Genomic DNA, 26,101 nt, shown 5'->3' with positions numbered 1-26,101 from the left:
ACTGATTTTACCCTTTATCCGACAACCTCAAAACATCTCCAAACACACCTCTCGCTGTCACTGCCGAACCTGCTCCTGCTCCTTGAATCACAATAGGTCGATCGCCATAAGATTCGGTGTAAATTTCGAAGAAGGAATCCGAACCTTTCAAACCTCCCAAAGCGGTATCCGAAGGTACGGAAACTAATTTCACTTCTAGATTTCCTTTGTCGTTTTGCAAATCGCCAGACAGTTCCCCAATATAGCGCAGAACGTGGTTGGGTTGCTGTTCCGCTTTTATTTTGGCATAAATAGGGTCGAACTCTTTTAATTTATTCAAGAAAGTCGACACATCGCCTTCGCGCAAATGTTCTGGAATCAGATTCTGAATAGCAATCTCATCAAATTCGTTTTGCAAATCCAACTCTCTGGCTAAAATCAATAGTTTTCTACCTACGTCGTTACCACATAAATCCTCTCTTGGGTCGGGTTCCGTGTAACCGTTGTCGATAGCTTCTTTCAAAATTTCGCTAAACGGAACATCTTTGGCAGAAAAATTATTGAACAAATAACTTAACGTACCTGAAAATACCCCTTTAATTTTGGTGATATTTTCACCTGACAAATGCAACAATTTGATGGTGTCAATCAAAGGCAAACCTGCACCAACATTGGTTTCGTACAAATAACTTTTTTGATTTTCATCCAAAACCTTTCTCAATTTCTTATAAAAACTATAGCTCAATGTATTGGCCACTTTATTAGAAGAAATCAAGTCGAAACTGCTTTCAATTAATGGAATATAATTTTCAATAAAAGTTGCACTAGCCGTATTATCGATGGCAATTAAATTCTCTAAATGATGTTCATTGGCATAAGCAATTACCTCATCAATAGTATAGGAATGCCCGTGCGTTTGAATCTCGTTTCTCCAATTCGGTGATACTCCATTTTTATTCAACAACACATTTTTAGAATTGGCTATCGCAAAAACATTCAATCGGATGTCCTTGCGTTTTTCAATCGCATCTGCCGATTCCAAAATTTGGTTAATCAACGTTCCTCCTACCAATCCGTGTCCGAAAATTGCAATATTAATTTTCTTCGAAACCCCAAAAATTTCCCCGTGGATTACGTTCAACGCTCGGTTCAATTCAGATTTATGCACCACCAAACTCACGTTTTTCCCAGTCACAGTGTTATTGAACAAAATCGGAACAATCTTGTTTTTGATTAAAGCCGTGTAAGGTTTGTGAAACGTACTCAAATCCTGCCCGATAATCGAGATTACAGAAACTTCATCGGTAACAGAAATTTTATTTACGTCTTTGGAATAAAAGTCATTTTCGAATTCTTTTTCCAATTCTATCATCGCTTTACTCGCTTTGTCTGCGGCAACAACCAAGCCAATACCACGTTCAGATGACCCTTGCGAAATAATACTTACACTAATATCATTATCGCCCATCACTCTAAAAATACGCGCGTCAACACCCGTTTTTCCAAGCAAACCTCGACCTTCTAAATTGACCAAAGCCACATTCTCCAAAACCGAAAGCGTTTTAATTCCTTCCTTTCCAGCATTCGAAGTAATCAAAGTCCCTTTGTTTTCGTGATTGAACGTATTTAAAATTCGCAGCGGAATATTTTTTTCCAAAAGTGGAATAATAGTTTTCGCGTGCAAAATAGTAGCGCCAAAATTGGCTAGCTCATTGGCTTCGTTAAACGACAAAAAGTCAATTTTTTTAGCATCTTCTACTAATTCTGGATTGGCAGTATAAATTCCATCCACGTGCGTAAAATTCTGCAATTCGGATGCATTCAAATAATTCGCAAAAAGTGATGCCGTGTAGTTACTTCCGTTTCTTCCCAAAGTAGTCGCCTCGTTTTTGTTATTTGAACCAATAAAACCAGTAATTATGTTGACTTTATCGCTGTGTTGTTTAAAAAACTGCACCACATTTTTCTTAGAAATTTGCTCAATAGGTTGCGCATCACCAAATTTTCCATCGGTTTTTATCAATGCTCTAGCGTCAGCAAAATTGGCATTGACTCCTTTTTGCTTCAAAATAGCCGTAATCAATTTGGCCGATAGCAATTCGCCTTGCGACAAGACTTGGTCTTTGATTTTTTCGCTATAATCGCCAATCAAACTTACTCCTTCGAACAATTTTTCGAGCACGGTAAATTCCTCCGACAAATCCACCGTTGAGAAATCCGCTTGTTGATAAGCTTTAAATTTCTCGAACAAAGGTTTGTAGTTTTCATTCTTAGACGCAATCGCTAACAAATCTTCCAACTCATCCGTTGCATTCCCTCTTGCCGAAACTACAACGGCAAATTCTTCACCCTTCAACACTTTATCAGTAAGGATTGCCAAAACTTTTTGAAGTCCTTCTCCATTGGCCAATGATTTTCCTCCGAATTTTAATATCTTCATTTTATTATATTTTACGAGTCATTCAACTCCTTTTATTTACTTCATTTTTATATTTCCCCTCATTTTAATTTGGGCGTGACCCTGTTACAAAAAGGGGCTTATTTATAGCACCGTTTACAAAGCCCCTTTTTGTAACAGCGTCGGGCTATACGCGCTACTTTGGTAGCCAGCTGCTATCCCTCACGCAAAATTCCAAAAGAACTTTTAGTGGAATCTCATTTCTTCAACTATTCAAAAACCGTTGCAAGCAAACGATTCAACTGTTGGAATTCTATTAAAAAAGCATCGTGTCCGTGAATAGAATCAATTTCCTGATACGATACTTGGTGCTGTAATTGTTGCAATTCTAGATTTGTTTTTCGATTTTCCGTTGGGGTAAAAAACAAGTCGGTATTGATTCCGATGATATGAATGTTTGCCGTTATGGGCGCTACCACACTTTCAAAAGAACCTCTTCCGCGAGTGATATCAATGGTTTTCAACAACTGATTCATCAATTTATAAGAAGCCAATTGAAACCGTTGTTGCAATTTCTCTCCGTGATGCGCCAACCAACTTTCGATATTAAAAACACCCAATTCGCTATTAATCGTTCGGTTGAATTTAGCTTCAAACGATGCTGGAGTGCGGTAACACAACATAGCGTGTATTCTTGCGTCTTCAATAGGGCGAGAGGAGTGATTAAGAATTTGTTCTTGCAAATAGCAATTGGCCATCAACCAATCGGTCGCCTTCCAATCCGTTGCAATTGGAATTAAATGCTGAGCGAGTTGTGGCGATAAAGCAGCCATTTCCCAAGCAATTCCTCCACCAACAGAACCTCCAACAATGGCATAAACACGATTAATCTCGAGTTGTTGCAAACCTAAATTAAAAAGCTGTGCCACATCGCGAGCGGTAAAATCCAAATAGGATTCAATTACACTCCCATCAAAACCATTGCCTGGAACATTAAAGGCGAGAACCGTATATTTTTGAGTGTCGATAGTTTTTGCAGGTCCAATTAAATCGTTCCACCAGCCTGTTGCGCCAATCACTTGTGAGTTTCCTGTCAACGCGTGATTTACTACCACAATTGGAGCGGTATGCAAAGCGGGTCCAAAAACTTGATAACTTAAGTTTAGGGTAGCATAAAAAGCACCACTTTCGGTGGTAAAATTAGTAAGGGTAAGTATGTTGGGTTTATTTTCCAATCTCAAATCTTTGATGTTGTTGATTTGTATTTGGAATATTAGAAAGAAAAACTAGTGGAGACTAGAGGTATTTTGTTGCGTTATCTTTTTCGCTAGGCGAATAGAATGTAGCACCTTCTTCGATTTCCGAAGGGTTGCTAAGGCTTCATTGGGTCTAATCCCTCCGCCTTTCTTTATAACATTTCAATACGTTTGTGAACTTAAAGCTGCAAAGTAACTATTTATTTTTTTAACACGCAAATTTTTAAAACAACAACCAAGTTACAAATCAATTGTGAACTTGGTTGTTGTTAGCTTATTGAATGGTATATTCTTTAAATGAAAAGCGTATCGTTTTCGTTAGAATACATATGAAACAACATTGATTTTTTGGCATCTTTGTTTACTGTTTCTTCTGATTTATCCATGATAAAACGTGGATGAATCAACTCGTGTACGGTTTGGTCTACTTTTTCTATTTTGTTTTTGATGTTTTTTCTACTAAAGAAAGAAACTATTGTGCGGAAGGTTATATTTGTTATCATGATGATTGTTTTTTATATGTTTATCTTTTTTTAATCTGAAAAGCTATCGAACACAGCTTTTAAATCGGCTTTTAAATCTTCTATGTCTTCTAATCCGACCGAGAGTCGAATCAAATCTTTGGTCACTCCTGTTGTTACTTGGTCTTCATCGGACAATTGTTGATGTGTGGTACTCGCTGGATGAATGATTAACGACTTCGTATCTCCAATGTTGGCCAAGAGTGAAAAAAGCTTCGTTTCATCGGCTACTTTTTTCGCTGCTTCGAATCCTCCTTTGAGTCCGAAAGTTACGATACCACTCTGACCATTAGGTAAATAGCGCGTTACCAAATCGTAATATTTACTCGAGGACAAACCTGGATAATTGACCCAAGCAACGGCATCTTCTTGCTCTAACCATTGGGCCAAGGCCAAGGCGTTTTCGCTGTGCTTCTGGACTCGGATGGGCAAAGTTTCTAGGCCTTGAATGATTTGAAAAGCATTGAACGGACTCAGTGCTGCTCCGTAATCTCGTAATCCTTCGATACGAACTTTGGCGATAAAAGCAGCATTCCCTAACGCTTCGTGATACACTAAACCGTGATAGCCTGCAGAAGGTTCTGTAAACTCAGGAAACTTTCCGCTGCTCCAGTCAAAAGTTCCAGCATCTATAATTACACCTCCCAACGAAGTTCCATTTCCAGAAATGTATTTCGTTAAAGAGTGAATTACAATATTCGCGCCAAACTCAATCGGATTGAGCAAATAAGGAGAAGGAACAGTGTTATCCACGATGAAAGGAATTTTAAGCGATTGAGCCTCAACTACAATAGCTTTTAGATCCAAAACATCTAATTTTGGATTCCCTAACGATTCGGCAAAAAAGACTTTCGTATTTTCTGTAGCGGCTTTAGTAAAATTCACCGCTTCCGATGGATCAACGAAAGTCGTAGTAATTCCAAGTCTTGGCAAAGTCACACTCAAAAGATTATATGTCCCTCCATACAAACTGTTGGAAGCTACAATATGATCCCCAGCTTTTAAGAGTACCAATAAAGTTGTAGCTATTGCAGCTGTACCCGATGCGGTAACTACAGCTCCAATACCTCCTTCCAACGCTGCTAAACGTTGTTCTAAAATATCATTTGTTGGGTTATTCAATCGAGTGTAAATAAACCCCGCTTCTGACAAACTGAATAAATTAGAAGCGTGTTCAGAATTATTAAAAACATAAGAACTGGTTTGAAAAATAGGAACCGCACGTGTTCCAGCAGTCTTAGTCGTATCGTGTCCTGTATGTAGTGCCTTGGTGGCGAATTTAGTAGTACTCATTTTTTAATTTTTTTTAATTGTATTTTTAATCGTTTTGGTAACAAAAAACCCTTTTAGAAATAGTTCCAAAAGGGTTTAAAAAAATTATTTATAAACTTACTTTCAGAATCAGCACATCTCAATCATACACATAACCATTGCCTTGGCATTCTTAATAGACTTGACATTTAGAGATTTGGACTGTTGTTGGATGATCTGTTTCATAAGATTCAAATTTTAATTATTATTTTTTTTGTATAAATAAAAAAGCCTCCCGTTTTTGGCGGGAGGCTTTTGCTATATTTTGAATGAGTTTAAATACGTGCAATAGGCAACCCGCAGGAATGATCCTGAATGGCTTTCATCATTTTACAAGAGACTAAATTCATTTTATTTGTTTTTTGTTTTCACAAATGTGCAATGTTTTTTTCAAACCGCAAAACATTTTACAAAGTTTTAAGAAGCGTTTACTGCAAAACTAACAAATTGACCTCCAGAGCAACACAAACCTAACAAGTTTTAAAAAAAAGTAAAGATTAATTTGAAATTAAAAATGGTTTCATACCTTTGCGCCCGAATACAGAGGAAAAATTTGAACTGATTGCAACCTCTTCATAATGAACCATTCATTATGAATACTGATACTTATTTCGGTATAAAAAAAATGCTAAAGCAGGAACACTCCCCCTTTAGTTTTTTCAAGCAATCTCACTTTTCTCGCTTAATTTATTAAAATACAAATTATTATGGCTTATTTATTTACGTCAGAGTCTGTAAGTGAAGGACATCCAGACAAAGTTGCTGATCAAATTTCAGACGCATTAATTGATAACTTTTTAGCTTTTGATGCAGACTCCAAAGTAGCATGTGAAACTTTAGTAACTACAGGTCAAGTAATTTTGGCTGGTGAAGTAAAATCAAATACGTACTTAGATGTACAACAAATTGCTCGTGAAGTAATTCGTAAGATTGGATACACTAAAAGCGAATACATGTTTGAAGCCAATTCTTGTGGTATTCTTTCGGCTATTCACGAACAATCAGCTGATATTAATCAAGGAGTTGATAGAGCTAGCAAGGAAGAGCAAGGAGCGGGTGACCAAGGAATGATGTTTGGTTACGCTACCAATGAAACCGAAAACTACATGCCATTGGCACTAGATTTATCGCACAAATTGCTACAAGAATTAGCAATATTGAGACGCGAAAATAATGAAATCACCTATTTGCGTCCTGATGCTAAGTCTCAAGTAACTTTAGAATACAGCGATGATAACAAACCAACTCGTATCGATGCGATTGTGATCTCTACACAACATGACGATTTCGATGAAGAAACTGCTATGTTAGCTAAAATCAAAAAAGATATAGTTGATATTTTGATTCCTAGAATTATCGTTAAAAATCCAGAGCACGCTCATTTGTTCAATGATAAAATCCAATACCACATCAACCCAACAGGAAAATTCGTTATTGGAGGACCTCACGGCGATACTGGTTTAACTGGAAGAAAAATCATTGTAGACACTTACGGTGGAAAAGGCGCTCACGGTGGTGGTGCTTTCTCAGGAAAAGACCCAAGTAAAGTAGACCGTAGTGCGGCTTATGCAACTCGTCATATTGCTAAAAATTTAGTAGCTGCTGGTGTAGCTGACGAAATTTTAGTACAAGTCTCTTACGCGATTGGTGTAGCTAAACCAATGGGGATTTTCATCGAAACTTACGGAACTTCAAAAGTGAATTTGACTAACGGTGAAATCGCTAAGAAAGTTGAAGAAATTTTTGATATGCGTCCATACTTCATCGAACAACGATTGAAATTAAGAAACCCTATTTATAGCGAAACAGCGGCTTACGGACATATGGGACGTACTCCAGAAACCGTAACCAAAACGTTCTCTGCTCCAGGCGGATTAACAAAAACCGTTACTGTAGATTTGTTTACTTGGGAAAAATTAGATTTTGTAGACCAAGTAAAAGCTGCTTTCGGATTGTAAGATCAAAGCATTTCAATAAAATCAAATCAAAAGCCTTCTTGTTGTAGTAAAAACGAGAAGGCTTTTTTTTATCTCCTCTTTATTTGTAAATTAGACAAAATCACTTTTAATCTAAATCAAATTTTAAAAAAGAAAAAAAATCGATATAATTATTAAAAACCACTTAATATTGTTAATTTAAAATTAATAACAACCACGGGTTTCGGTATTTTATTACATTTGTCAAATATTTAACAATAGAAGTCTAATACTTAAACAATAAAATGAAAAAATATTTTAAACTAGCGGTAATCACATTAGGATTAGCTCTTTTTGCACCATCCGTAGAAGCTCAAGGCAACAGAGACAAAAACAAAAATTGGGGATCATCCAATAAAATCGGCCAATGGGAAAAAATCGGAACACAAACCGTACAAAAAACAGGTGAAAAAGATGATTTTAGACCATCAAGCAGAAGTAGTTATTCTGCACTTAAAGTCATGGTTAGAAAAAATACCGTCAACTTTAATAAAATGACGATCTATTTTGAAAATGGACAAAAGCAAGATGTAGAATTGCGAAACAACATTAAAGATGGCGGAGAATCTAGAGTTATCAACCTATCTTTCAAAAGAAGAATAGACAAAATTCGTTTTGAATACAGAACTAGAAACTTAATAGGTAGCCGAGCAGAAGTAGATGTTTGGGCCAGAAGATAAATTTCTTATCGAAAACATTACAGCTGCTATTGATTTAGCATTCCTAAAAAACACCCGTTTCTAACTACTAGAAACGGGTGTGTGTTTTTATAAAATCATTTTTTTATATGGAATAACAGTATCAAATCCTCGCTCAACAAAATAGTTCGTTGGATTATCTTCTGAAGCAACTAAAACAAAATCGCCTCCCCAAGCCCCTAGACTTTTAATGACACCTTCAAAATCAGCAAAAAGAGCTTCTTGAACCGTCAACATCTCTAAAATAGTACTCAATTCGTTTTCATGCACTTGTAAGGCTCGAGAAAAAGAAAGCAGATCTTGAGCTGTAGCAACAGCCAAAGTTAACTGGTTTATTTTTTTGATATTATCATTCAGATTTTGATGCTTCTTATTAAAGTAAGCCGCAATAGCCTCTTTGCTGCTTTGTTTTTGATTGAGATACACAAAATACAAATTAGAAGTAAATTTCGGCGCAAATGTTATAGGTGTTACGCTTGGCAAGCCTTCTTCTAAACGATAAAAAATAGGCGTGTCATTTTGAGCACAAGCAATATCATAACCACTACCGCCAAAACTATTCTTGAGTAATTCAAAAGCATCAACTTGAAACCATTGTGCTATATTATTAATCAAGGTTGAAGACGTTCCTAAACCCCATTTTCTAGGAAAAGTGAGTCGCGTCTCGATTTGAAAACCTGAGTTAAACGAAAAATCTTTCCCCTTTAAAAGCGTCGCATGATGAAGAATGTGCAACAAGGTGTTTTTAACTGAATCCTCAGCATCAGGTTTGAAATTTAAAAAATCGGCAATTTCAAACTTTTCTTCTAACCAAAGGCTTCCATCAGCATCAAAACTTTTCCAATGTATGCTTTTGTTCTCTTGTGGTATTAGCTGTAAACTTTGTCCCATTTTTGTAGGCAAAGCCAAAGCGCTGGCGCCATCCAAGACCAGATATTCGCCTGTTAACAATAATTTCCCGTTACTATAAAAAGAGTGCTTCATGACGTTATTGCTTATTTCGTAAATCTTCGATAAAACGAACTACTGCACTATGAGAAATGGTTTCATTTTTAAAATGTTGTTTGATGCTATTACGCTCATCAGAAGTTACTTGAAACTGATTCAATATGTTATTCAAATGCATTTTCATATGTCCTTCTTGGATACCAGTTGTAGTCAAAGAGCGCAAGGCTGCGAAATTCTGTGCCAAACCTGCTACTGCTACAACTTCCATCAACTCTTGGGCCGATGGTTTTTCAAGCATTTCCAAACAAAATTTTACCAAAGGATGCAAACCGGTTAGTCCGCCAACGGTGCCCAATGCTAAAGGAATTTCCAACCAAAATCGAAAATGCCCATTTTCTATGGTTGCGTGTGATAAGCTTGAATACCCTCCATTTTTGGCGGCATACGCATGAACACCCGCTTCAACGGCTCTAAAATCATTACCGGTGGCGATCACCACAGCATCGATGCCGTTCATGATTCCTTTGTTGTGGGTTACGGCGCGATACGGCTCCACTTCAGCAATACGAACGGCCTGAACAAATCGTTGCGCAAATACTTCGGGATTTTCAATATGTTTTTCTTTCAAATCTTCAACCGGGCAAGACACTTCAGCTCGCACTAAACAATTGGGAACAAAATTCGAAAGTATACTCATAATCACTTCGATTTCTTTTTCCTCGGTAGAAAACAAATCATAGGAGTTTGCTTGATTCTTCAAGGTTTTAGCCAATTGTTCCAAGCAGGAATTAATAAAATTAGCTCCCATACTATCCTTGGTTTCAAAAGTGACATGCAATTGATAATAATTTGGAATCAAATCAGTTTTGTTTCTCAATTCAATATTCAAAATACCACCTCCTCGTTGTCGCATGTTTTGGGTCAACGTCACTGTATCTGAAAAGAAAGAGGATTTAATGTTAGTAAAAAAGGAAGTCAATTTCGATTCATCTCCCGAAAATAAAAAATGTACTTGTCCAATTTTTTCGGTAGCAACAACTGTTGTTGTAAAACCACCGCGAGTAGCCCAAAATTTAGCTGATTTTGAAGCAGCTGCCACTACAGAACTTTCTTCAATAGCCATAGGAATGGTATAGTTCCTTCCATTAATTAAAAAATTTGGCGCAACCCCAAGAGGTACATAAAAATTAGATATCGTGTTTTCAATAAATTCATCATGCAATTGCTGCAACACTTTGTCTGAATTCCAATATTTCTTAACCGTTTCAATCGCTTCGTCAGGAGTGGCAAAATAATGATTAGCAATCCAGTTTATTTTTTCATCCTTAGACAATTTAGAAAATCCAGCGATAGTATTATTCATTTTCAAGCAATTAAAATTAATTTTCGCAAATATACGGTTTTGGTTTTTTTTTAAGAGTTCAGAAAGACACATTATTCAATAAGTTACTTTATATTTATTACTAAGTTTTAACACACCAAATGACCATTTATTGCTTTTTTTTTATTAAAATTGGCGTCGTTTTAAATATAACTCAAAAGTACAGTCGGTTTTGTAGTAAAAACCAACAACAGTAATTAGCACAAATAATCTCTGAAATTTTATGAAATTAAAACTATTGTCTCTCTTATTTTTCGTTAGTGTGTTCACCGTTTTAGGACAACAAAAAATAACAGTAGAATCCATTTATTCAGGGGCGTTTAGAGCCAAAGGAATGGACGCTTTACAGGCTATGAAAAACACAAACCAATACACGGTTTTGAATAGCAACAGAGAAAACAGAAGCAAGCAAATCGATTTGTACAACTATGCTTCTCTTCAAAAAGTTCGCACTTTATTAGACACCAAAGATTTTCCTCTACTAAATGACGGCATTGATAGCTACAGTTTTAGCCAAGACGAAAAATCAATCCTAATTGCCAACGGCACTACACCTATTTTCCGCCATTCTTTTACCGCTACGTGTTTTTTATTCAATATCGAAACCAATCAACTGGTGCGATTATTTGATTTTCCTGTGCAAGAGCCTACTTTTTCACCAGACGGAAAAAAAATTGCTTATGCAAAAGACAATAATTTGTTTGTTTACGACATCGCTTCAAAAACGACAACATCAATTACTTCAGATGGAAAAAAGAATAGCATCATCAACGGAATTACCGACTGGGTTTACGAGGAAGAATTTGCCTTTGTAAAAGCCTTTGATTGGAGTGCCGATAGCAAAAAAATAGCCTTTATTCGATTCGACGAATCGGAAGTTCCAGAATTCTCGATGAGCATTTTTGAGAAAAATTTATATCCTACAACACAAACCTTCAAATACCCAAAAGCGGGAGAAAAAAATGCCGTTGTTTCCTTGCACCTTTATGATGTAAACACGCAAGCAAAGAAAAAAGTTGACCTAAGCACTTACTCTGATTTTTACATTGCGCGATTACAGTGGACAAACGACGCTAACGTATTATCGGCGCAAGTCTTGAACCGTCATCAAAACAACTTAGATTTATTGTTTATCGATGGTAATTCAGGAGTTTCTAAAGTAGTTTTGAACGAAAAAGACAACGCATATATTGATGTTACAGACAACCTAACCTTTCTAAAAGACAACAGTTTTATCTGGACCAGCGAAAAAGATGGTTTCAATCATATTTATGTTTACGATGCTGCTGGCAAGTTAAAAAACCAAGTCACCAAAGGCAATTGGGAAGTAACTAATTACTATGGCTTCGACGAAAAAACCAAAACTATTTTTTACCAATCTGTTGAAAATGGCTCAATCAACCGCGACGTGTATCGCATAGGTTTAGATGGCAAAAACAAAGTTCGATTAACCTCAAATACGGGAACAAGCTCAGCTACTTTTAGTCCAAATTTTCAATATTTTATCCATAGTTTTTCAAGCGCAACGCAACCTCCTGTTTATTCTTTAAACGAAAGCAAATCGGGAAAACTAGTACAAGTGATAGAAAATAACGAAGCATTATCTAATAAATTAAAAGCCTACCAATTACCTACTAAAGAATTTTCGGTGTTAAAAACAGAAAAAGGTGTAGAGCTAAACATGTGGCTTTTTAAACCCAAAGATTTTGATCCGAACAAAAAGTACCCAGTATTTATGTTTCAATATTCAGGACCAGGCTCACAACAAGTAGCCAATGATTGGTTAGATGCTAATGATTATTGGTTTTTATCCTTGACTCAAAAAGGATACATCGTAGCTTGTGTGGATGGCAGAGGAACTGGTTTTAAAGGAGCTGAATTTAAAAAAGTAACCCAAAAAGAATTAGGAAAATACGAAGTTATCGATCAAATTGATGCTGCCAAAACCATTGGCAAGTATGCTTTTGTAGATCCATCCAGAATTGGTATTTTTGGCTGGTCGTATGGAGGATTCATGGCTTCCAATTGTATTTTGAAAGGAAATGATGTGTTCAAAATGGCGATTGCCGTGGCTCCGGTAACCAATTGGCGTTTTTACGACAGTATCTATACCGAACGCTACATGCAAACCCCACAAGAAAATCCGACAGGATATGATAACAACTCTCCTATTAATCATGTTCAAAAGTTAAAAGGGAAATATTTATTAATTCATGGATCAGCAGATGATAATGTTCACGTTCAAAACACCATGCAAATGATGGAAGCGTTGATTCAAGCCAACAAACAATTCGATTCGCAAATTTACCCTGATAAAAATCACGGCATTTTTGGAGGTGCAACTCGAATTCAACTGTATAACAAAATGACTAATTTTATACTTGAAAATTTATAACATAAACCTAACAAACTTAATATAAAAACAAAAATGACAGAAACACAAGTAAAAACAGCACATCCAAAAGGACTTTGGGTATTGTTTGGAACAGAAATGTGGGAACGATTCAACTTCTATGGAATGCGTGCCATTTTAACGCTATTTATGGTGAATGCCTTATTGATGAAAGAAGCCGATGCTTCCTTAATTTATGGTGGTTTCCTTGGATTGTGTTACTTAACTCCTATGTTGGGTGGTTTTATTGCGGATCGTTTTTTTGGCAACAGGAACTGTATTATGTTAGGCGGTTTAATGATGGCCATTGGACAATTGCTTTTGTTTTTTAGTGCTAGTATATTTGAACCTAATCGATCTTTGGCTAATACTTTATTATGGGTAGCATTAGGAATTATCATTTTCGGAAACGGATTCTTTAAGCCAAACATTTCAAGTATGGTGGGGAGTTTGTATCCAAAACAAGAAAAAAGCAAATTGGATACCGCTTTTACTATTTTCTATATGGGAATTAACTTAGGGGCCTTTTTAGGTCAATTGATTTGCCCACTTATTGGTGATGTTAAAGATGTTGATGGATTGCGAGATATTCATGCGTTCAAATGGGGATTTTTAGCCGCTTCGATTGCGATGATTTTAGGTACAGCCGTATTTTATTTCTTGAAAGATAAATATGTAGTGACACCAGAAGGAAGACCTATTGGAGGCTTACCTTCTAAAAATGAAGCAGGCGATTTTGAAGAAGGAGAATCTCAAGTTGCTGTATTCTCATCAAAAGCGCTACTTTTAGCTATCCTAGGATTTGTAGGTTTAGGATTGGCTTTCCATTTTTATTTAGGTCAAAATATTATTTATTCTATCATTTATGCTAGTGGATTGGCTTTGGCTGGTCTAATCATCTCAGATACTTCTTTGACCAAGGTGGAACGTGATCGTATTTTGGTTATTTATATTGTTGCCTTTTTCGTGATTTTCTTCTGGGCTGCTTTTGAACAAGCCGGTTCTTCCTTAACTTTTATTGCTGATAACCAAACCGACAGGAACTTTTTTGGTTGGAATATGCCTCCTTCGATGGTTCAAATTTTTAATGGATTATTTGTGGTGATGTTTGCCGTTCCGTTTAGTTTACTTTGGGATAAATTAAGAGAAAAAGGAAGAGAACCTATTTCTCCAATGAAACAAGCTTTTGGTTTAGGATTAATCGCTATCAGTTATTTTATTATTGCTCACAATGTAAAAGATTTAGGTAACAATGGTTTATTAGCCATCTATTGGTTGATTTTATTGTACTTGATTCAAACTTGTGCTGAGTTGTGTTTATCACCAATTGGATTATCATTGGTTGGAAAATTATCTCCAAAACGTTTCTCTTCATTACTGTACGGGGTATTCTTTTTATCGAATGCTGCAGGTTATGCTTTGGCTGGAACACTAGGTTCTATCTTGCCAGCTACAGGAGACAAATTTAATAAAGCAAAAGAATTAGGTATCGATTTGCAAGCTGTTTTGGACAAAAAAGTAGTACCAACAGCAGAACAATTACAGTTATTAGACACTAATCAAATCAGTCCAAATAATCCTGTTTTTGCAGGTTTTGAAATTCATAACCTTTTCGAATTCTTTATGGTATTTGTGGTTTTAACTGGAATCGCTTCCTTGATTCTATTTGCCTTGACTCCATTTTTGAAAAAGATGATGCACGGTATTCGTTAAGTATTGTTACCCATTAAAAACACCTGCTTAGAGACTAAGTAGGTGTTTTTAATATATATGAGCCTCAGTAGCTATTGGTGTTCTAAAAAAAATGGTTTAACATTAGCCCCAATCGCAGCGGCATCCTTTGCTTTTTTTAGACAAAGATATAGCGAAGACCGGGACGGTATTTTCTTTAAAACCATATACTACTGCTTCTAAAAAGAGGAATTTACAATGGTTTTGAGGAAACACAAATGTATTTTTGATATTGAATTTTAATGATTTTGTTATGAATAATAAACACCCCAAAGGATTAGCCTTTTTGTTTTTTACCGAAATGTGGGAACGTTTTGGGTACTATCTAATTATCGGAATTTTTGTACTTTATATGATCGATCCTGCCTCGACTGGAGGTTTGGCTTTTTCGGACAAAAATGCAGATGATATTTTTGGTACTTATATTGCCTTAACCTATTTGACACCGTTTTTGGGAGGCTATTTAGCCGACCGCTTTTTGGGTTATTTCAAAGCGATTTATTTGGGTGGTTTTTTGATGGCCATTGGATATATTGGCCTTGGCTTTCATGATGTGACGATTTTTTACATTTCGATGGCTTTGATTATTATTGGTAACGGATTTTTCAAACCTAGTATTTCGACTTTGGTTGGGAATTTATATTCGACTGAAGAATACAAAGCCAACAAGGATGCTGGATACAACATTTTCTATATGGGGATCAATTTGGGGGCATTCATCTGTAATATTATTGCTGCTTTTATGCGCAATCAATACGGTTGGGGCGCGGCCTTTTTTACTGCTGGTGTAGGAATGTTGCTGGGATTAATCATCTTTTCGTTTGGTCGCAAACATCTCGAAAGTGCCAATGTAATGAAACCTGTCCAGGAAGGCGATATTTCATTAAGCCGTATATTAGGAGTGGTTTTCTTACCTGCTATTATTTGTGGTGCTATTGGTTGGATGATTCCTGGTACTATTTTCAAGAGCGATTCGACCGATGCGTTTATTTTTGCATGTGTGCCTGTGATCATTTTTTATATTAGTTTGTATGCGAAAGCCAACAAAGAAGACAAACGTCCTTTGGGCGCCTTACTGGCTATTTTTGCAGTGGGTATGTTGTTTTGGGCTGTGTTCAAACAAAACGGAACGGCACTAACGCGTTGGGCCAATTATTATACCGATAGACAAGTTACAGGATCCACTGAAAAGGCCTTATCAGCAATTTATTTGGTTGAAGAAAAAGATTATGCTACGAAAGAAGTGCAGCAATACGATGCACAATTTCAAGCTGTAAAAGACGCCAATAACAATCCAGTAAAAGTACAAGGTAAGGAAGTATACTTTTCGAACATCTCTGAGGCTCAAAAAGCTAGTTTAGACGCACAGCCTGACGCGAAAGTTTCGTTAATCAATACCGAATTATTTCAATCTATTAATCCGGGTTGGATTATAATTTTGACGCCATTTGTCGTTGGCTTTTTTGCCTTCATGCGAAGAAAAGGCAGAGAACCAAGTACACCATCCAAAATTGTATTGGGATTATTTATTTCCTCTTTGTCGTGTTTGGTAATGGCTTTGGCCGTCTATTTTGGCAGCAACGGAGCGGTTAAAGTGTCGCCTTGGTGGTTGGTTGGTACCTATGGAGTAATTACAATAGGCGAATTATGTTTGTCTCCTATGGGACTTTCTATCGTTTCAAAATTAAGCCCACCTCGCCTTACGGCCTTAATGATGGGTGGTTTCTTTTTATCAATTTCAATTGGAAACAAACTCTCGGGAGTATTGGCAAGTATGTGGTATGATTATGAAAACAAGGCTAATTTTTTCCTTGTAAATGCTTTATTATTACTTTTTGCTACAGCTTTGGGATTACTAATCTTAAAGCGTCTTAATGCGGTAATGAAAGAGAAAGGAATAAATTAATAATACGGAAAAGAATTACATGAAATCGAATATAACGTTAGAAGAAATACAAAATTTTAAAGGAAAATACCCGAAACAATTGTGGTATTTATTCTTCAGCGAAATGTGGGAGCGCTTTTGTTTCTATGGTATGCGAGGCATGTTGGTCGTCTTTATGGTTGGCCATTTAGGAATGAATGAACGTGTGGCCAATTTACAATATGGTGCTACGCAAGCTTGGGTATATGCCTTTACTTTTATCGGCGGATTGTTTGCTGATAAAATTTTAGGCCTTCGAAAATCACTCTTTTGGGGCGGGATTCTAATGATAATTGGCAGTGTTATTTTGGCACTAGATCCGAAGAATTTTTTCTTTACTGGCCTAGGTTTTACCATAGTAGGTACCGGTTTTTTTAAGCCTAATATTTCTTCAATGGTAGGGCAATTATACCCCGAAAATGATCCACGACGTGATGCAGGATTCTCGTTTTTTTACATGGGCGTAAATTTAGGCGCCTTAATTGGTGGATATATTTGTATCGCCGTGGCCGAAGGATCTATGTGGCAAGCTATTGTTCCAGAACACTTGCGTTGGAACGTAGGTTTTGGTTTTGCAGCCATCGTAATGATTATTAGTTTATTGACTTTTACCCAAACCCAAAAAAGTTTAGGCCCTATCGGACTTTCACCTTTAAAAGAAATACTTGTTGCCAAAAGAAAAAAATTAGAATGGATAACGTATGCTGGCTCATTACTTATCATCCCTTTGATTATTGTGATGGTCGCCAATACGACCTATACCGATTATTTTATGATTTTCATTGGCCCTGCCTCGATAATGTATTTGTTTTACGAAATGAAAAATTTCTCAGTAGCCGAAAACAAGAAATTATGGGCTGCTTTGATTTTCATTCTTTTCTCAGTCTTCTTTTGGGCTTTTTTCGAACAAAGTGGTGGTTCACTGAGCTTGTTTGCCGTGAATAATTTGAACAACACTATCGGAGGTGTTGTATTAAGTCCAAATGGCGTGAACAACTCTGCCAATTCTTTCTTCGTAATTGGCTTTGCCGCCTTAGTAGGACTTGTTTGGCTATGGCTCAACAAAAGAAAAATTGAACCCAATACAGTGGTGAAATTTGGACTCGCCTTTTTGTTCTTAGCTGGAGGGTTCTGGGTGTTTTATTACACCAAGTTTTTTGCAGATGGTTTTGGAAGAACTTCTTTAGGGATTTTTACTTTTGGATGGTTTGTGATTACGTTGGGTGAATTATGTTTATCACCCATTGGTATGTCTGCTATGACCAAATTATCTCCGGCCAAAACACAAGCAGTCATTATGGGTATGTGGTTTTTGGCCAGTGCTTATGGACAGTACTTCGCTGGAATTTTAGGCGCAAATATTGCCGAAGCTTCTGAAAACGCATCAAATATTGATAAACTGAATGTGTATGCTAATGGCTATTTGCAATTGGCCATTTATGCCTTAATTGCTGGTGTTTTATTAATTTTGCTCTCGCCCTTGGTTAGAAAATTAATGCAAGAAGTAAAATAGCCGACATTTACACCTCAAAAATATTTTTACATTTGTACAAAACTAAATCACTATGAAAAAAATAATTCTCATTTTATTGGTTACTTTTTGCACCTTAGAAGGTCACTCACAAAGTAAAGGCAATAAAAATCAATCAAATGAATTAAAATGGCACACTGATATGAAAGAAGCCATTACAGAGAGCCACAAAAAAAATAAACCCTTGTTACTTTTCTTTACAGGAAGTGATTGGTGTGGATGGTGTATTCGTTTACAAAAAGAGGTCTTAAAAACACCTGAATTTACTACTTGGGCTAAAGAAAATGTTGTATTAGTTGAATTAGATTATCCAAGAAAACAGTACCAAACCGCGGAAATCAAAAAACAAAACGCGGAATTAGAACAAGCGTTTGGCATACAAGGTTATCCAACCCTTCACTTTGCAAAAGCGACCACAAAAAACGGTAAAACAAATTTTGAGGGTCTTGGTAGTACTGGCTATGTTGCAGGAGGTCCTTCGGCATGGTTAGCTGTAGCCAATGGTTTCTTAGGAAAGAAAAAAGCGTAAGTACATACCATTCTAGTTAATTATTTTTTCAACGCAAAGTATCCCTTTTCACTAGTCACGTGAATAGGGATATTTTTTTGTTTACACGATTTTTTCCACATTGTCACTAGCGACTTATAATTGGAAGCGTCGACCACTACTTTTTTGGGATTACAACTTTGCAACAAGCGATCAAAATTGACTTTTGGCGAATGAGTAATGAGTACAATATCAACAGGCATCAAGGGGATTTTTACCACTGTACTATCCAGTATAAGAATACGATTCCCTAGAAAGTAAGCCACATTACCTAAGGGAGTGATTTTTGAAACAGCACTGAATGTGGCGGTTACATAATTCCGAACTGCCGTATTTTTGAGGATATTTTCTCTGTCTTTTTGATTCGCAAACACTGCCACTTTTTGCCCCACGCGTTCGCAAACAATCGTTTGTTTAGTGGTGTTTAATACTATCCATTCTTGGGTTGACTCGTACTTCAATTTGATAATAAAAAAGGAAATCTGAAAAAGGATTATGGCAAATAAAATTGCTACTGTTCGGTAAAACGTAATCCTTTTGACCCAGAACACAAAGGCAAAAATCAACATAAAACTTGTCCAGAACAACCAAGCATTAAAGGGAATATCTACAAAAATAAAACTTTCAAAAGAAGCCACCTGATGAATGATGGCATTCATAAACGAAATCCCCATTTCTAGTGGTTTGAAAATCCAAAAAGGTACAGTACTAAAATAAGCGATAATTACTACCACAACACCCAGAAACATGATTACTCCTATAAGTGGAAGCACGAGTAAATTAGTCACAAAAAACAAACCTGGAAATTGATGAAAATAATACACGCTCAATGGAAATGTTCCAATCTGTGCCGCAAATGAAACCGTCAATAAGTCCCAAAAAAATTGAAGTATCTTATGTTTAGGAGACCACAACAAGGTAAGCATGGGTTGCAACCAAACAATAAAAAAAAGAGCCACATAACTCAATTGAAATCCCACATCGAAAAGAAAATAGGGCTGAAATAGTAAAATCAATACCATGGAAACCATTAAAGTATGAAAAATAGAAGTACTTCTGTTCAAATACTGTCCAATCGCAAGAATCGCAAACATAGTGATCGAACGCACTACCGACGCTGCTAAACCTGCCAAAATACCAAAGAGAGTCAACAGTGATAAGGAAATTATCAACTTTAACAAACGTCCATTTTTGGTATTAGGAATCGGCCCTAGCAAAAAGTGGATAAAAAAAACTAGACTTCCGATATGCAATCCAGAAACCGACAATATATGTACCGCTCCAGCATATTGATAATCTTTGGCAATATTAGGGTCAATATCTTGCTGCTGCCCCAAAATTAAGGCCATGGCAACAGGCAAAGCTTTAGGATCAAAACCACTTTTATGAAGATTATCTACGATTTTGTCCCTTATACTAGAGGCAAAATACCACACGGATTTCTCTGGGGTAGACAGATAGCTGATCTCCTCGGGAACCAAGTAGATTTGGGCATAGATTTGTTTGTTTTTTAAATAAGTAGCATAGTCAAATTGGTTGGGATTTTTATTCAATGCATGATGAACTATCACCGAATTAAAGCGAAGTCGTGTCCCAACTATAGGCTGTTTTGCATTATTGTTTTTTTGTAAGTACAGCAGTAATAACCCCGTTTGATGGCGTTCATTGATACTTTCAACCGAAACAATAAAACGATCGCTGAACGTGTTACTCTTTAGTTTTTCTTTGATCACCACCTTAATCTCGTGGGGACTTTTATAAATAGATGGATCTTGATTGTAATGAAAAGGGGAATTACTTTGGGTATGTAAAGTTAAAACATTAATGCCTATCACAATAGAAAGCCAAAGTGCCGATCCATCAAAAACCCAATGGTACACGTCATTTTTGGTAACCAAAAAATAGGCAATACAAAAAAGAAGGACAGCAACAACTGTCAAGCCCATCAAAAAAAAGAAAGTAAACGACACATGATAGGCCGATACTAGACCTATTAGAAAGCCAATACTGAATTTGAAAAGCGGGAAACGTAGTAAGTTCATCCTACTAAAATACAAATTTTAGTAAGAATTTAAAGAATTAAATTATTTTAACTCCTTTACAATCAAGCGTGCGGTAGTACTACTTGCGCCTTTGCCTCCTAATTTTTCTTCTAGAATGGCATAATTGTCCAGCACTTTTTTACGATGGTCGGCTTGCAAAATCTTGTCTAATTCCTGCTTAATTCTTGAGGAAGTACAATCTTCTTGAATCAATTCAGTAACCACTTCAGCATCCATGATTAAGTTGACTAACGAAATATATTTGAGTGTAATGATTCTTTTGGCAATTTGGTACGAAATCCAATTGCCTTTATAACACACCACTTCAGGCACTTTAAACAAGGCCGTTTCTAGAGTAGCTGTCCCAGAAGTAACCAATGCAGCGGTGGCGTGCTGCAACAAATCATAGGTTTTATTAGACAAGAATTTAATATTATCCGAGGTAATAAACTGTTGATAAAAAGAAAAATCCTGACTAGGTGCACCAGCTATGACAAATTGATACCCTTTAAAATCATCAACCACACTTAACATAACACTAAGCATTTTGGTGATTTCTTGTTTTCGACTACCGGGTAAAATAGCAATAATGGGCAAATCATTTAGCTCGTTTGCTTTTCTAAAGGTAACATCATCTACCAAAGGATGTGCTTGAATCGCATCGATTAATGGGTGCCCTACAAAAGCCACTGGGAAATGATGCTTGTCTTCGTAAAATGTCTTTTCAAACGGAAGAATCACGTACATTTTATCAATATCTCGTTTGATTTCCTTAATTCTACTTTCCTTCCAAGCCCAAATTTGAGGAGAAATATAATAATGATTTTTAAAACCTAAGGCTTTTGACCATTTGGCTATTCTCAAATTGAACCCAGGGTAATCAATAAAAACAAGCACATCTGGCTGGAATGCCAAGATATCGCTTTTACAAAGTTTAATATTATTCAGAATGGTTTTTAAATTAAAAAGCACTTCGGCGAACCCCATAAAGGCTAAATCTCGGTAATGCTTTACCAAAGTACCTCCAACATTTTGCATCAAATCACCTCCCCAAAAACGAATATTGGCCGCTGGATCTTCTTGATAAATGGATTTCATCAAATTTGAACCGTGCAAATCTCCCGAAGCTTCTCCTGCAATAATGTAATATTTCATAAATAAATAATTGAAAGGTATGGTACTAAAAGAATGTCCAAACGAATCTACCATGATAAATGATCAGAGTGCATTCAAGAACACTGTTTGGGTCGCTAAAAATAATAAAAAACTACTCTAAACAACAAGAGGCAAAGGTAATAAAAACCCTTGCCTCTTGCTAATGATATGAAGTAAAACGAGTCTATTCTCGCATTTTGTACTCGATTTAATTTAACGAATATCTGAAAAATAACATGGCACTAAACCAAGATTTGGCATCGCCTCCTAAGGCTTCTTTTACACCAGCTCCAGGAAAAGTTTGTGCAAAATGTCCATGAAAATACCATTTTCTAGAATGAAAATATTTCCAAGTTAAGTTGACTTCCTGACCGTATTCTTTTTTAGGCATATAACTCAAAGCAGGGTTTCCTCCTACATTGTTGTTGTTAGCGGCTTGAAAATAAAAATACTGCGGCACCAATTCTACTTTTTTACTTACTCGCAAACTGGCTTGCACTTTATGAGCGATTAAATTACTGTTTTGCACAATTTTAAAATGATTAGCCCCCAATACCCAATCTTCTCCATTTCCTCCTGTCAATAATGGATCCCACCTTTCGAATGTTTTGGTAGTAGGATCGTCTCCAGAAAAATAGGAAAAACGATACATGAAAGTAGGAGACGCTTTGGCTTTGGCAAAACTCCAACCTACTTCAGCATAACCCGCAAAGGCCGACATATCAAAATTTGCATTCGTTTCGTGAGCCAACTCGGTTTTAATTAAAAGACCTGGCCTTCCTTGCGTTAAATTTTTGAAATACCTTATGTTATACACATTAAGTCCGTTACGTCTAAACACATCACCCGTAGGTGTGTAGTAGCCAAAGTCTGATCGAGAAACATTCAAATAGGTAAACCCTAATTTATGCCCAAGATTATTACCGTATTCGGTATTGAATCCATTGATCACGGTTCGAGAATCGATAACAGGTAATTCATCCGGATTGATTTGAAAAACTTGCAACATCCAATTGTTGTACTTGATGGTAGCCAATCCTAAATAATCGGCTGCCCATCTTGGATTGAGTTGTAACCCGGCTCTATCTCCTCCGTTAGAAGCAGTATTTCTGATAATAAAACCATTACCAATAGTAAACTGCTGTCTCCCCACCGAAAAGTTATAACTAAATAAATTCCCGTTTTTTAAGGATTTTGTCCCAAAAAAACCAACATAAGCATCATCAAAAGCAGTATAAATTCGGGACACATCAGTAAACAATTCCCTACCCGCTGTTCCACTCATTATGACACTTGCGCCACCATACAAATAAATATTGCGTTTATTAGACAATGTAGTGATACCGTACAAGCCTGCCGAAGCCCACGCTTCTCCCCAACCCGTGTACCCTTTACCAGCAGGTCCATTTACAAGTGGATTACCCTGTAACATAGCATCATCCCTACCGTACCAAGAATTGTTATTGGAATACAACATTTCGGCCAAGGCAAATCGAGTAGTGAGCAACGATTTATTATCCATATACAGCATTGGAAAGTCATTACCTCCCACTAAAACTCCACTCTTGGCAGGTTTGTCTTTTAGGTCGCTACTCAACTTCACTTTCAAAGTAACGATAATATCACCTGTAAGAGAAGGTCTAACTTCATAAAAAGCGTTTTCAACCTCCGGCAATTGTCTCACTTTGGCCGCATAAGCATCCAGTAAAATGGTTCGCACGGTACTTTGTGGGTACACTGGAAAAAGCATGTCAATTTTAGCTTTTAAATTTTTTTGACTTTGTTCGTCCTCCAAGGGATTTTCAAATTCAATAAAAACCGATTGAATATTTTCTCCTTCCAAAAAGTTACCGCTTTCTTGAGCAAAGGCCATATTGGCTCCAAAAAGAACCAATAATAGCAATAAGCTATATTTTTTTAGCATGTTATCTCAGATTAATAGGCGGTCCATCCACCATCAGTGGCGTAAGTCCCTCCTGTTAAATTTGAGGCCTCATCAGACAAAAGGAATAAAATAACTGAGGCTTGTTCCCAAGGAGTAGACATTCTATGTTTGCTATCATTGAGCATTAATAAACTTTCTGTTTTGGCTCCACCCATTCCGGTAATCCCTCTTTTTTTCACTTCTTTTACAAATTCGAAGGCTTTATCAGTCATTGGAGTTTTGGTTGCTGCCATGTTTACGGAGTTCACGCGAATTCCAAATGGAGCATAATCAATAGCAGCACTTTTGGTCAATCCATTTACTGCATATTTACTAGCAACATAAGCTGGATTTCCTGCTAAACCTGTTAGTCCGGCTATAGAACCAACGGTAACTAAGGCACCTCCTTTACCTTCTTTTAACAATTGCTTTAATACAGAACGCATAGATTTAAATGTCCCAGTAGTATTAACATCAATAACAAAATCCCAATATTCGTCAGTAGCTGCATCAACCGCTGCTGGAAGTAGAGCCGTTTGTTTGTCATAATTTAAAGGATCTCCAGAATGTATTCCATCCATAACGCCAGCATTCAATACTGCTCCGTCTAATTTTCCGAATTTTTTAATCGTTTCGGCTACCAATTTATTACAATCTTCGGTGCTTCTAATATCTGTTTTTACAAATAAAACTTTCCCACCATTGGCTTCGATTGTTTTGGCTGTAGCCATTCCTTCTTTTTCTAACCAATCTGCAATCACTACAGATGCGCCTTCTTTGGATGCCCTAATTGCTGTTGCTCGACCAATACCTCGGGCTGCTCCAGTTATAATAACTACCTTTCCTTTCAGTCGGTCTTTGGCAAAATAAGTAGAATCAATTGGGATGATGTCATTCTTTTTTGGAGTAGTTTGAGCATAAATCAAAGAAATCGTAAAAAAGAGAGAAAATACGAACAAAGTTTTAATTAAACTTTTAGATAAATATAGATTTTTCATATTTTAAATATTAAGTGAAACATAAATTATTACAAAGTATAAAATTAAAATAAATAATTAACTTATTCTTTAACAAATACTTAAATAATCTACAATCTTTTCTTATTAAGAATTTACACAAAAAGCTAAAACCCCTCTTTTTTCACCATCCTAAAATTCTAACTCACTTCGCATCAAACCTATGACAAACAAAAAAGAAATCTTTTGACTACAAAAAAAACAAGGTAGCTAACGCTAAGATAAAAACAGAAAAAACAACCCCTCGAGCCATCAATTCTTTATTCAACTTGAGTAAAATACCAAAAAGCGCTAAATCTAGCAACGATCCTATCGCTATTAATTTCCCTAAAAAACCTTGCGCTTTTAAAAATGCAACTCCGGTTGTAAATTCATAATCAGTAAAAAAAGTAACAAACAGAAAACAACCAACAAAAGCCACTAATAAACCTAGGGCTAAACCATAAAAAAAAGTTACTTTATTCATTCCAATTCCAGGTATTAAGAGGTTGTATAGCATGATGTGCAGTCAAATCAAATTGAACAGGAACCACTGAAATATAGCCTTGCCCCAAAGCCCATTCATCGGTATCCTCTCCTTTATCTTGATTCACAAATTCACCGCTAAGCCAATAGTAATCTTTTCCAAAAGGGTTGGTTCTTTTGTCAAATTTCTCCACCCATTGGGCTTTAGCTTGTCGGCATACTTTAATTCCTTTGATTTCTTCTTGAGCTAATTTAGGGAAATTCACATTTAAAATTACGCCACAAGGAAGTCCTTTTTCCAAGGTTTCCAGGGCAATTTTTTTTACAAAAGGTAAAATAGGGCTAAAATCAGCCTCCCAATTATAATCTAATAACGAAAATCCAATGGCTGGAATTCCTTCAATTCCGGCCTCAACGGCAGCACTCATAGTACCTGAATAAATCACATTGATAGACGAATTGGATCCATGATTGATCCCCGAAACACACAAATCCGGTTTTTGTTTCAATATTTCATTGGTTGCCAATTTCACACAATCTACTGGCGTACCCGAACAACTGTATTGCGTAACTGAATCCCCTTCTTTCGAAAGTTTATTTAAATATAAGGTGCTATTGATGGTAATAGCATGTCCCATGGCACTTTGTGGCTTATCAGGCGCCACAACTATAACATCTCCGATTTCGGCCATCACACTGATTAAGGCTTTAATTCCTGGCGCGGTTACCCCATCATCATTAGTGACAAGTATAAGTGGTTTTTTTCGATTCATTGCAGTTGTTTTAGAACAACAAATATAGCATCCAGCTTCTTAAAAAAACTTCAAATCTTCTTTTTGTTAACTTTTATCATAAAAAATAAATCCAATCAACATTTTTATATCTTTAACAAAAATTTATAGTGAG

General features: G+C 36.4%; 19 protein-coding genes and 1 riboswitch. Of the genes, 7 read left to right on the top strand and 12 right to left on the bottom strand.

Annotated elements, in window-relative coordinates; translation table 11 throughout:
• Positions 1 to 7: 7 nt before the first annotated feature.
• The 4 genes from thrA to AO58_RS0103310 all read right to left on the bottom strand — a co-directional run bounded on the left by thrA (position 8) and on the right by AO58_RS0103310 (position 5,447).
• A complete protein-coding gene (gene thrA, locus AO58_RS0103325; RefSeq protein ID WP_024980340.1) occupies positions 8 to 2,419 on the bottom strand; it encodes a bifunctional aspartate kinase/homoserine dehydrogenase I in 2,412 nt (803 codons plus the stop codon).
• Positions 2,420 to 2,646: 227 nt separating this feature from the next.
• Positions 2,647 to 3,612 carry an alpha/beta fold hydrolase gene (locus AO58_RS16905; protein ID WP_139225523.1) on the bottom strand — a complete coding sequence of 322 codons (966 nt, stop codon included), beginning with the start codon at positions 3,610 to 3,612 and terminating at the stop codon, positions 2,647 to 2,649.
• Between the two features lie 77 nt (positions 3,613 to 3,689).
• Positions 3,690 to 3,794, bottom strand: a riboswitch (SAM riboswitch).
• A gap of 132 nt (positions 3,795 to 3,926) precedes the next feature.
• Positions 3,927 to 4,136: a hypothetical protein gene (locus tag AO58_RS0103315; RefSeq protein WP_024980339.1), complete on the bottom strand. Its 210-nt coding sequence runs from the start codon at positions 4,134 to 4,136 to the stop codon at positions 3,927 to 3,929.
• 30 nt (positions 4,137 to 4,166) lie between these two features.
• Positions 4,167 to 5,447 carry an O-acetylhomoserine aminocarboxypropyltransferase/cysteine synthase family protein gene (locus AO58_RS0103310; RefSeq protein ID WP_024980338.1) on the bottom strand — a complete coding sequence of 427 codons (1,281 nt, stop codon included), beginning with the start codon at positions 5,445 to 5,447 and terminating at the stop codon, positions 4,167 to 4,169.
• A 725-nt stretch (positions 5,448 to 6,172) separates the two neighbouring features.
• Here AO58_RS0103310 and metK point away from each other — a divergent pair.
• Both metK and AO58_RS0103300 read left to right on the top strand, forming a co-directional pair.
• Positions 6,173 to 7,423, top strand: a complete 1,251-nt coding sequence (gene metK, locus AO58_RS0103305; RefSeq protein WP_024980337.1) for a methionine adenosyltransferase — start codon at positions 6,173 to 6,175, stop codon at positions 7,421 to 7,423.
• Between the two features lie 263 nt (positions 7,424 to 7,686).
• Positions 7,687 to 8,121, top strand: a complete 435-nt coding sequence (locus AO58_RS0103300) for a DUF2541 family protein (protein WP_024980336.1) — start codon at positions 7,687 to 7,689, stop codon at positions 8,119 to 8,121.
• An 87-nt stretch (positions 8,122 to 8,208) separates the two neighbouring features.
• Here the strand turns inward: AO58_RS0103300 and AO58_RS0103295 are convergent, their stop codons facing one another.
• Positions 8,209 to 9,123, bottom strand: a complete 915-nt coding sequence (locus AO58_RS0103295; protein WP_024980335.1) for a GYDIA family GHMP kinase — start codon at positions 9,121 to 9,123, stop codon at positions 8,209 to 8,211.
• Positions 9,124 to 9,127: 4 nt separating this feature from the next.
• Positions 9,128 to 10,450 carry a hydroxymethylglutaryl-CoA reductase, degradative gene (locus AO58_RS0103290; RefSeq protein ID WP_024980334.1) on the bottom strand — a complete coding sequence of 441 codons (1,323 nt, stop codon included), beginning with the start codon at positions 10,448 to 10,450 and terminating at the stop codon, positions 9,128 to 9,130.
• Positions 10,451 to 10,691: 241 nt separating this feature from the next.
• Here AO58_RS0103290 and AO58_RS0103285 point away from each other — a divergent pair, with 241 nt between their 5' ends.
• The 5 genes from AO58_RS0103285 (at position 10,692) to AO58_RS0103265 (ending at position 18,575) form a co-directional block, all read left to right on the top strand.
• Positions 10,692 to 12,863 carry a S9 family peptidase gene (locus tag AO58_RS0103285; protein WP_024980333.1) on the top strand — a complete coding sequence of 724 codons (2,172 nt, stop codon included), beginning with the start codon at positions 10,692 to 10,694 and terminating at the stop codon, positions 12,861 to 12,863.
• A 33-nt stretch (positions 12,864 to 12,896) separates the two neighbouring features.
• Positions 12,897 to 14,573 (top strand): peptide MFS transporter, encoded by a 1,677-nt coding sequence (locus AO58_RS0103280; protein WP_024980332.1) that lies wholly within the window; start codon positions 12,897 to 12,899, stop codon positions 14,571 to 14,573.
• 271 nt (positions 14,574 to 14,844) lie between these two features.
• Positions 14,845 to 16,497 (top strand): peptide MFS transporter, encoded by a 1,653-nt coding sequence (locus AO58_RS0103275; RefSeq protein WP_024980331.1) that lies wholly within the window; start codon positions 14,845 to 14,847, stop codon positions 16,495 to 16,497.
• Between the two features lie 19 nt (positions 16,498 to 16,516).
• Positions 16,517 to 18,028, top strand: coding sequence for a peptide MFS transporter (locus tag AO58_RS0103270; RefSeq protein WP_024980330.1), 1,512 nt, complete (start codon positions 16,517 to 16,519; stop codon positions 18,026 to 18,028).
• A 52-nt stretch (positions 18,029 to 18,080) separates the two neighbouring features.
• Complete coding sequence (locus AO58_RS0103265) at positions 18,081 to 18,575, top strand: thioredoxin family protein (RefSeq protein WP_024980329.1); 495 nt, start codon at positions 18,081 to 18,083, stop codon at positions 18,573 to 18,575.
• Positions 18,576 to 18,595: 20 nt separating this feature from the next.
• On the opposite strand, the gene AO58_RS0103260 is transcribed toward AO58_RS0103265, so the two are convergent.
• From AO58_RS0103260 to surE, 6 genes are all read right to left on the bottom strand, one after another.
• Positions 18,596 to 20,635 carry a ComEC/Rec2 family competence protein gene (locus AO58_RS0103260; RefSeq protein WP_024980328.1) on the bottom strand — a complete coding sequence of 680 codons (2,040 nt, stop codon included), beginning with the start codon at positions 20,633 to 20,635 and terminating at the stop codon, positions 18,596 to 18,598.
• 42 nt (positions 20,636 to 20,677) lie between these two features.
• Positions 20,678 to 21,790 (bottom strand): lipid-A-disaccharide synthase, encoded by a 1,113-nt coding sequence (gene lpxB, locus AO58_RS0103255; protein ID WP_024980327.1) that lies wholly within the window; start codon positions 21,788 to 21,790, stop codon positions 20,678 to 20,680.
• 208 nt (positions 21,791 to 21,998) lie between these two features.
• On the bottom strand, positions 21,999 to 23,714 hold the full coding sequence (locus AO58_RS0103250) for an alginate export family protein (protein ID WP_024980326.1): 1,716 nt from the start codon (positions 23,712 to 23,714) through the stop codon (positions 21,999 to 22,001).
• A gap of 11 nt (positions 23,715 to 23,725) precedes the next feature.
• Positions 23,726 to 24,712 carry an SDR family NAD(P)-dependent oxidoreductase gene (locus AO58_RS0103245; protein ID WP_024980325.1) on the bottom strand — a complete coding sequence of 329 codons (987 nt, stop codon included), beginning with the start codon at positions 24,710 to 24,712 and terminating at the stop codon, positions 23,726 to 23,728.
• Positions 24,713 to 24,920: 208 nt separating this feature from the next.
• Positions 24,921 to 25,196, bottom strand: a complete 276-nt coding sequence (locus tag AO58_RS0103240; RefSeq protein WP_024980324.1) for a hypothetical protein — start codon at positions 25,194 to 25,196, stop codon at positions 24,921 to 24,923.
• A complete protein-coding gene (gene surE / locus AO58_RS0103235) occupies positions 25,189 to 25,968 on the bottom strand; it encodes a 5'/3'-nucleotidase SurE (RefSeq protein ID WP_024980323.1) in 780 nt (259 codons plus the stop codon). Before surE ends, AO58_RS0103240 begins: the two co-directional genes overlap by 8 nt.
• Positions 25,969 to 26,101: the final 133 nt, after the last annotated feature.

It is taken from the genome of Flavobacterium succinicans LMG 10402, from assembly GCF_000611675.1.
Classification (GTDB): domain Bacteria; phylum Bacteroidota; class Bacteroidia; order Flavobacteriales; family Flavobacteriaceae; genus Flavobacterium; species Flavobacterium succinicans.
Note: the sequence above shows the minus strand (reverse complement) of the source record. Positions and strands in the feature narration are given on the sequence as shown.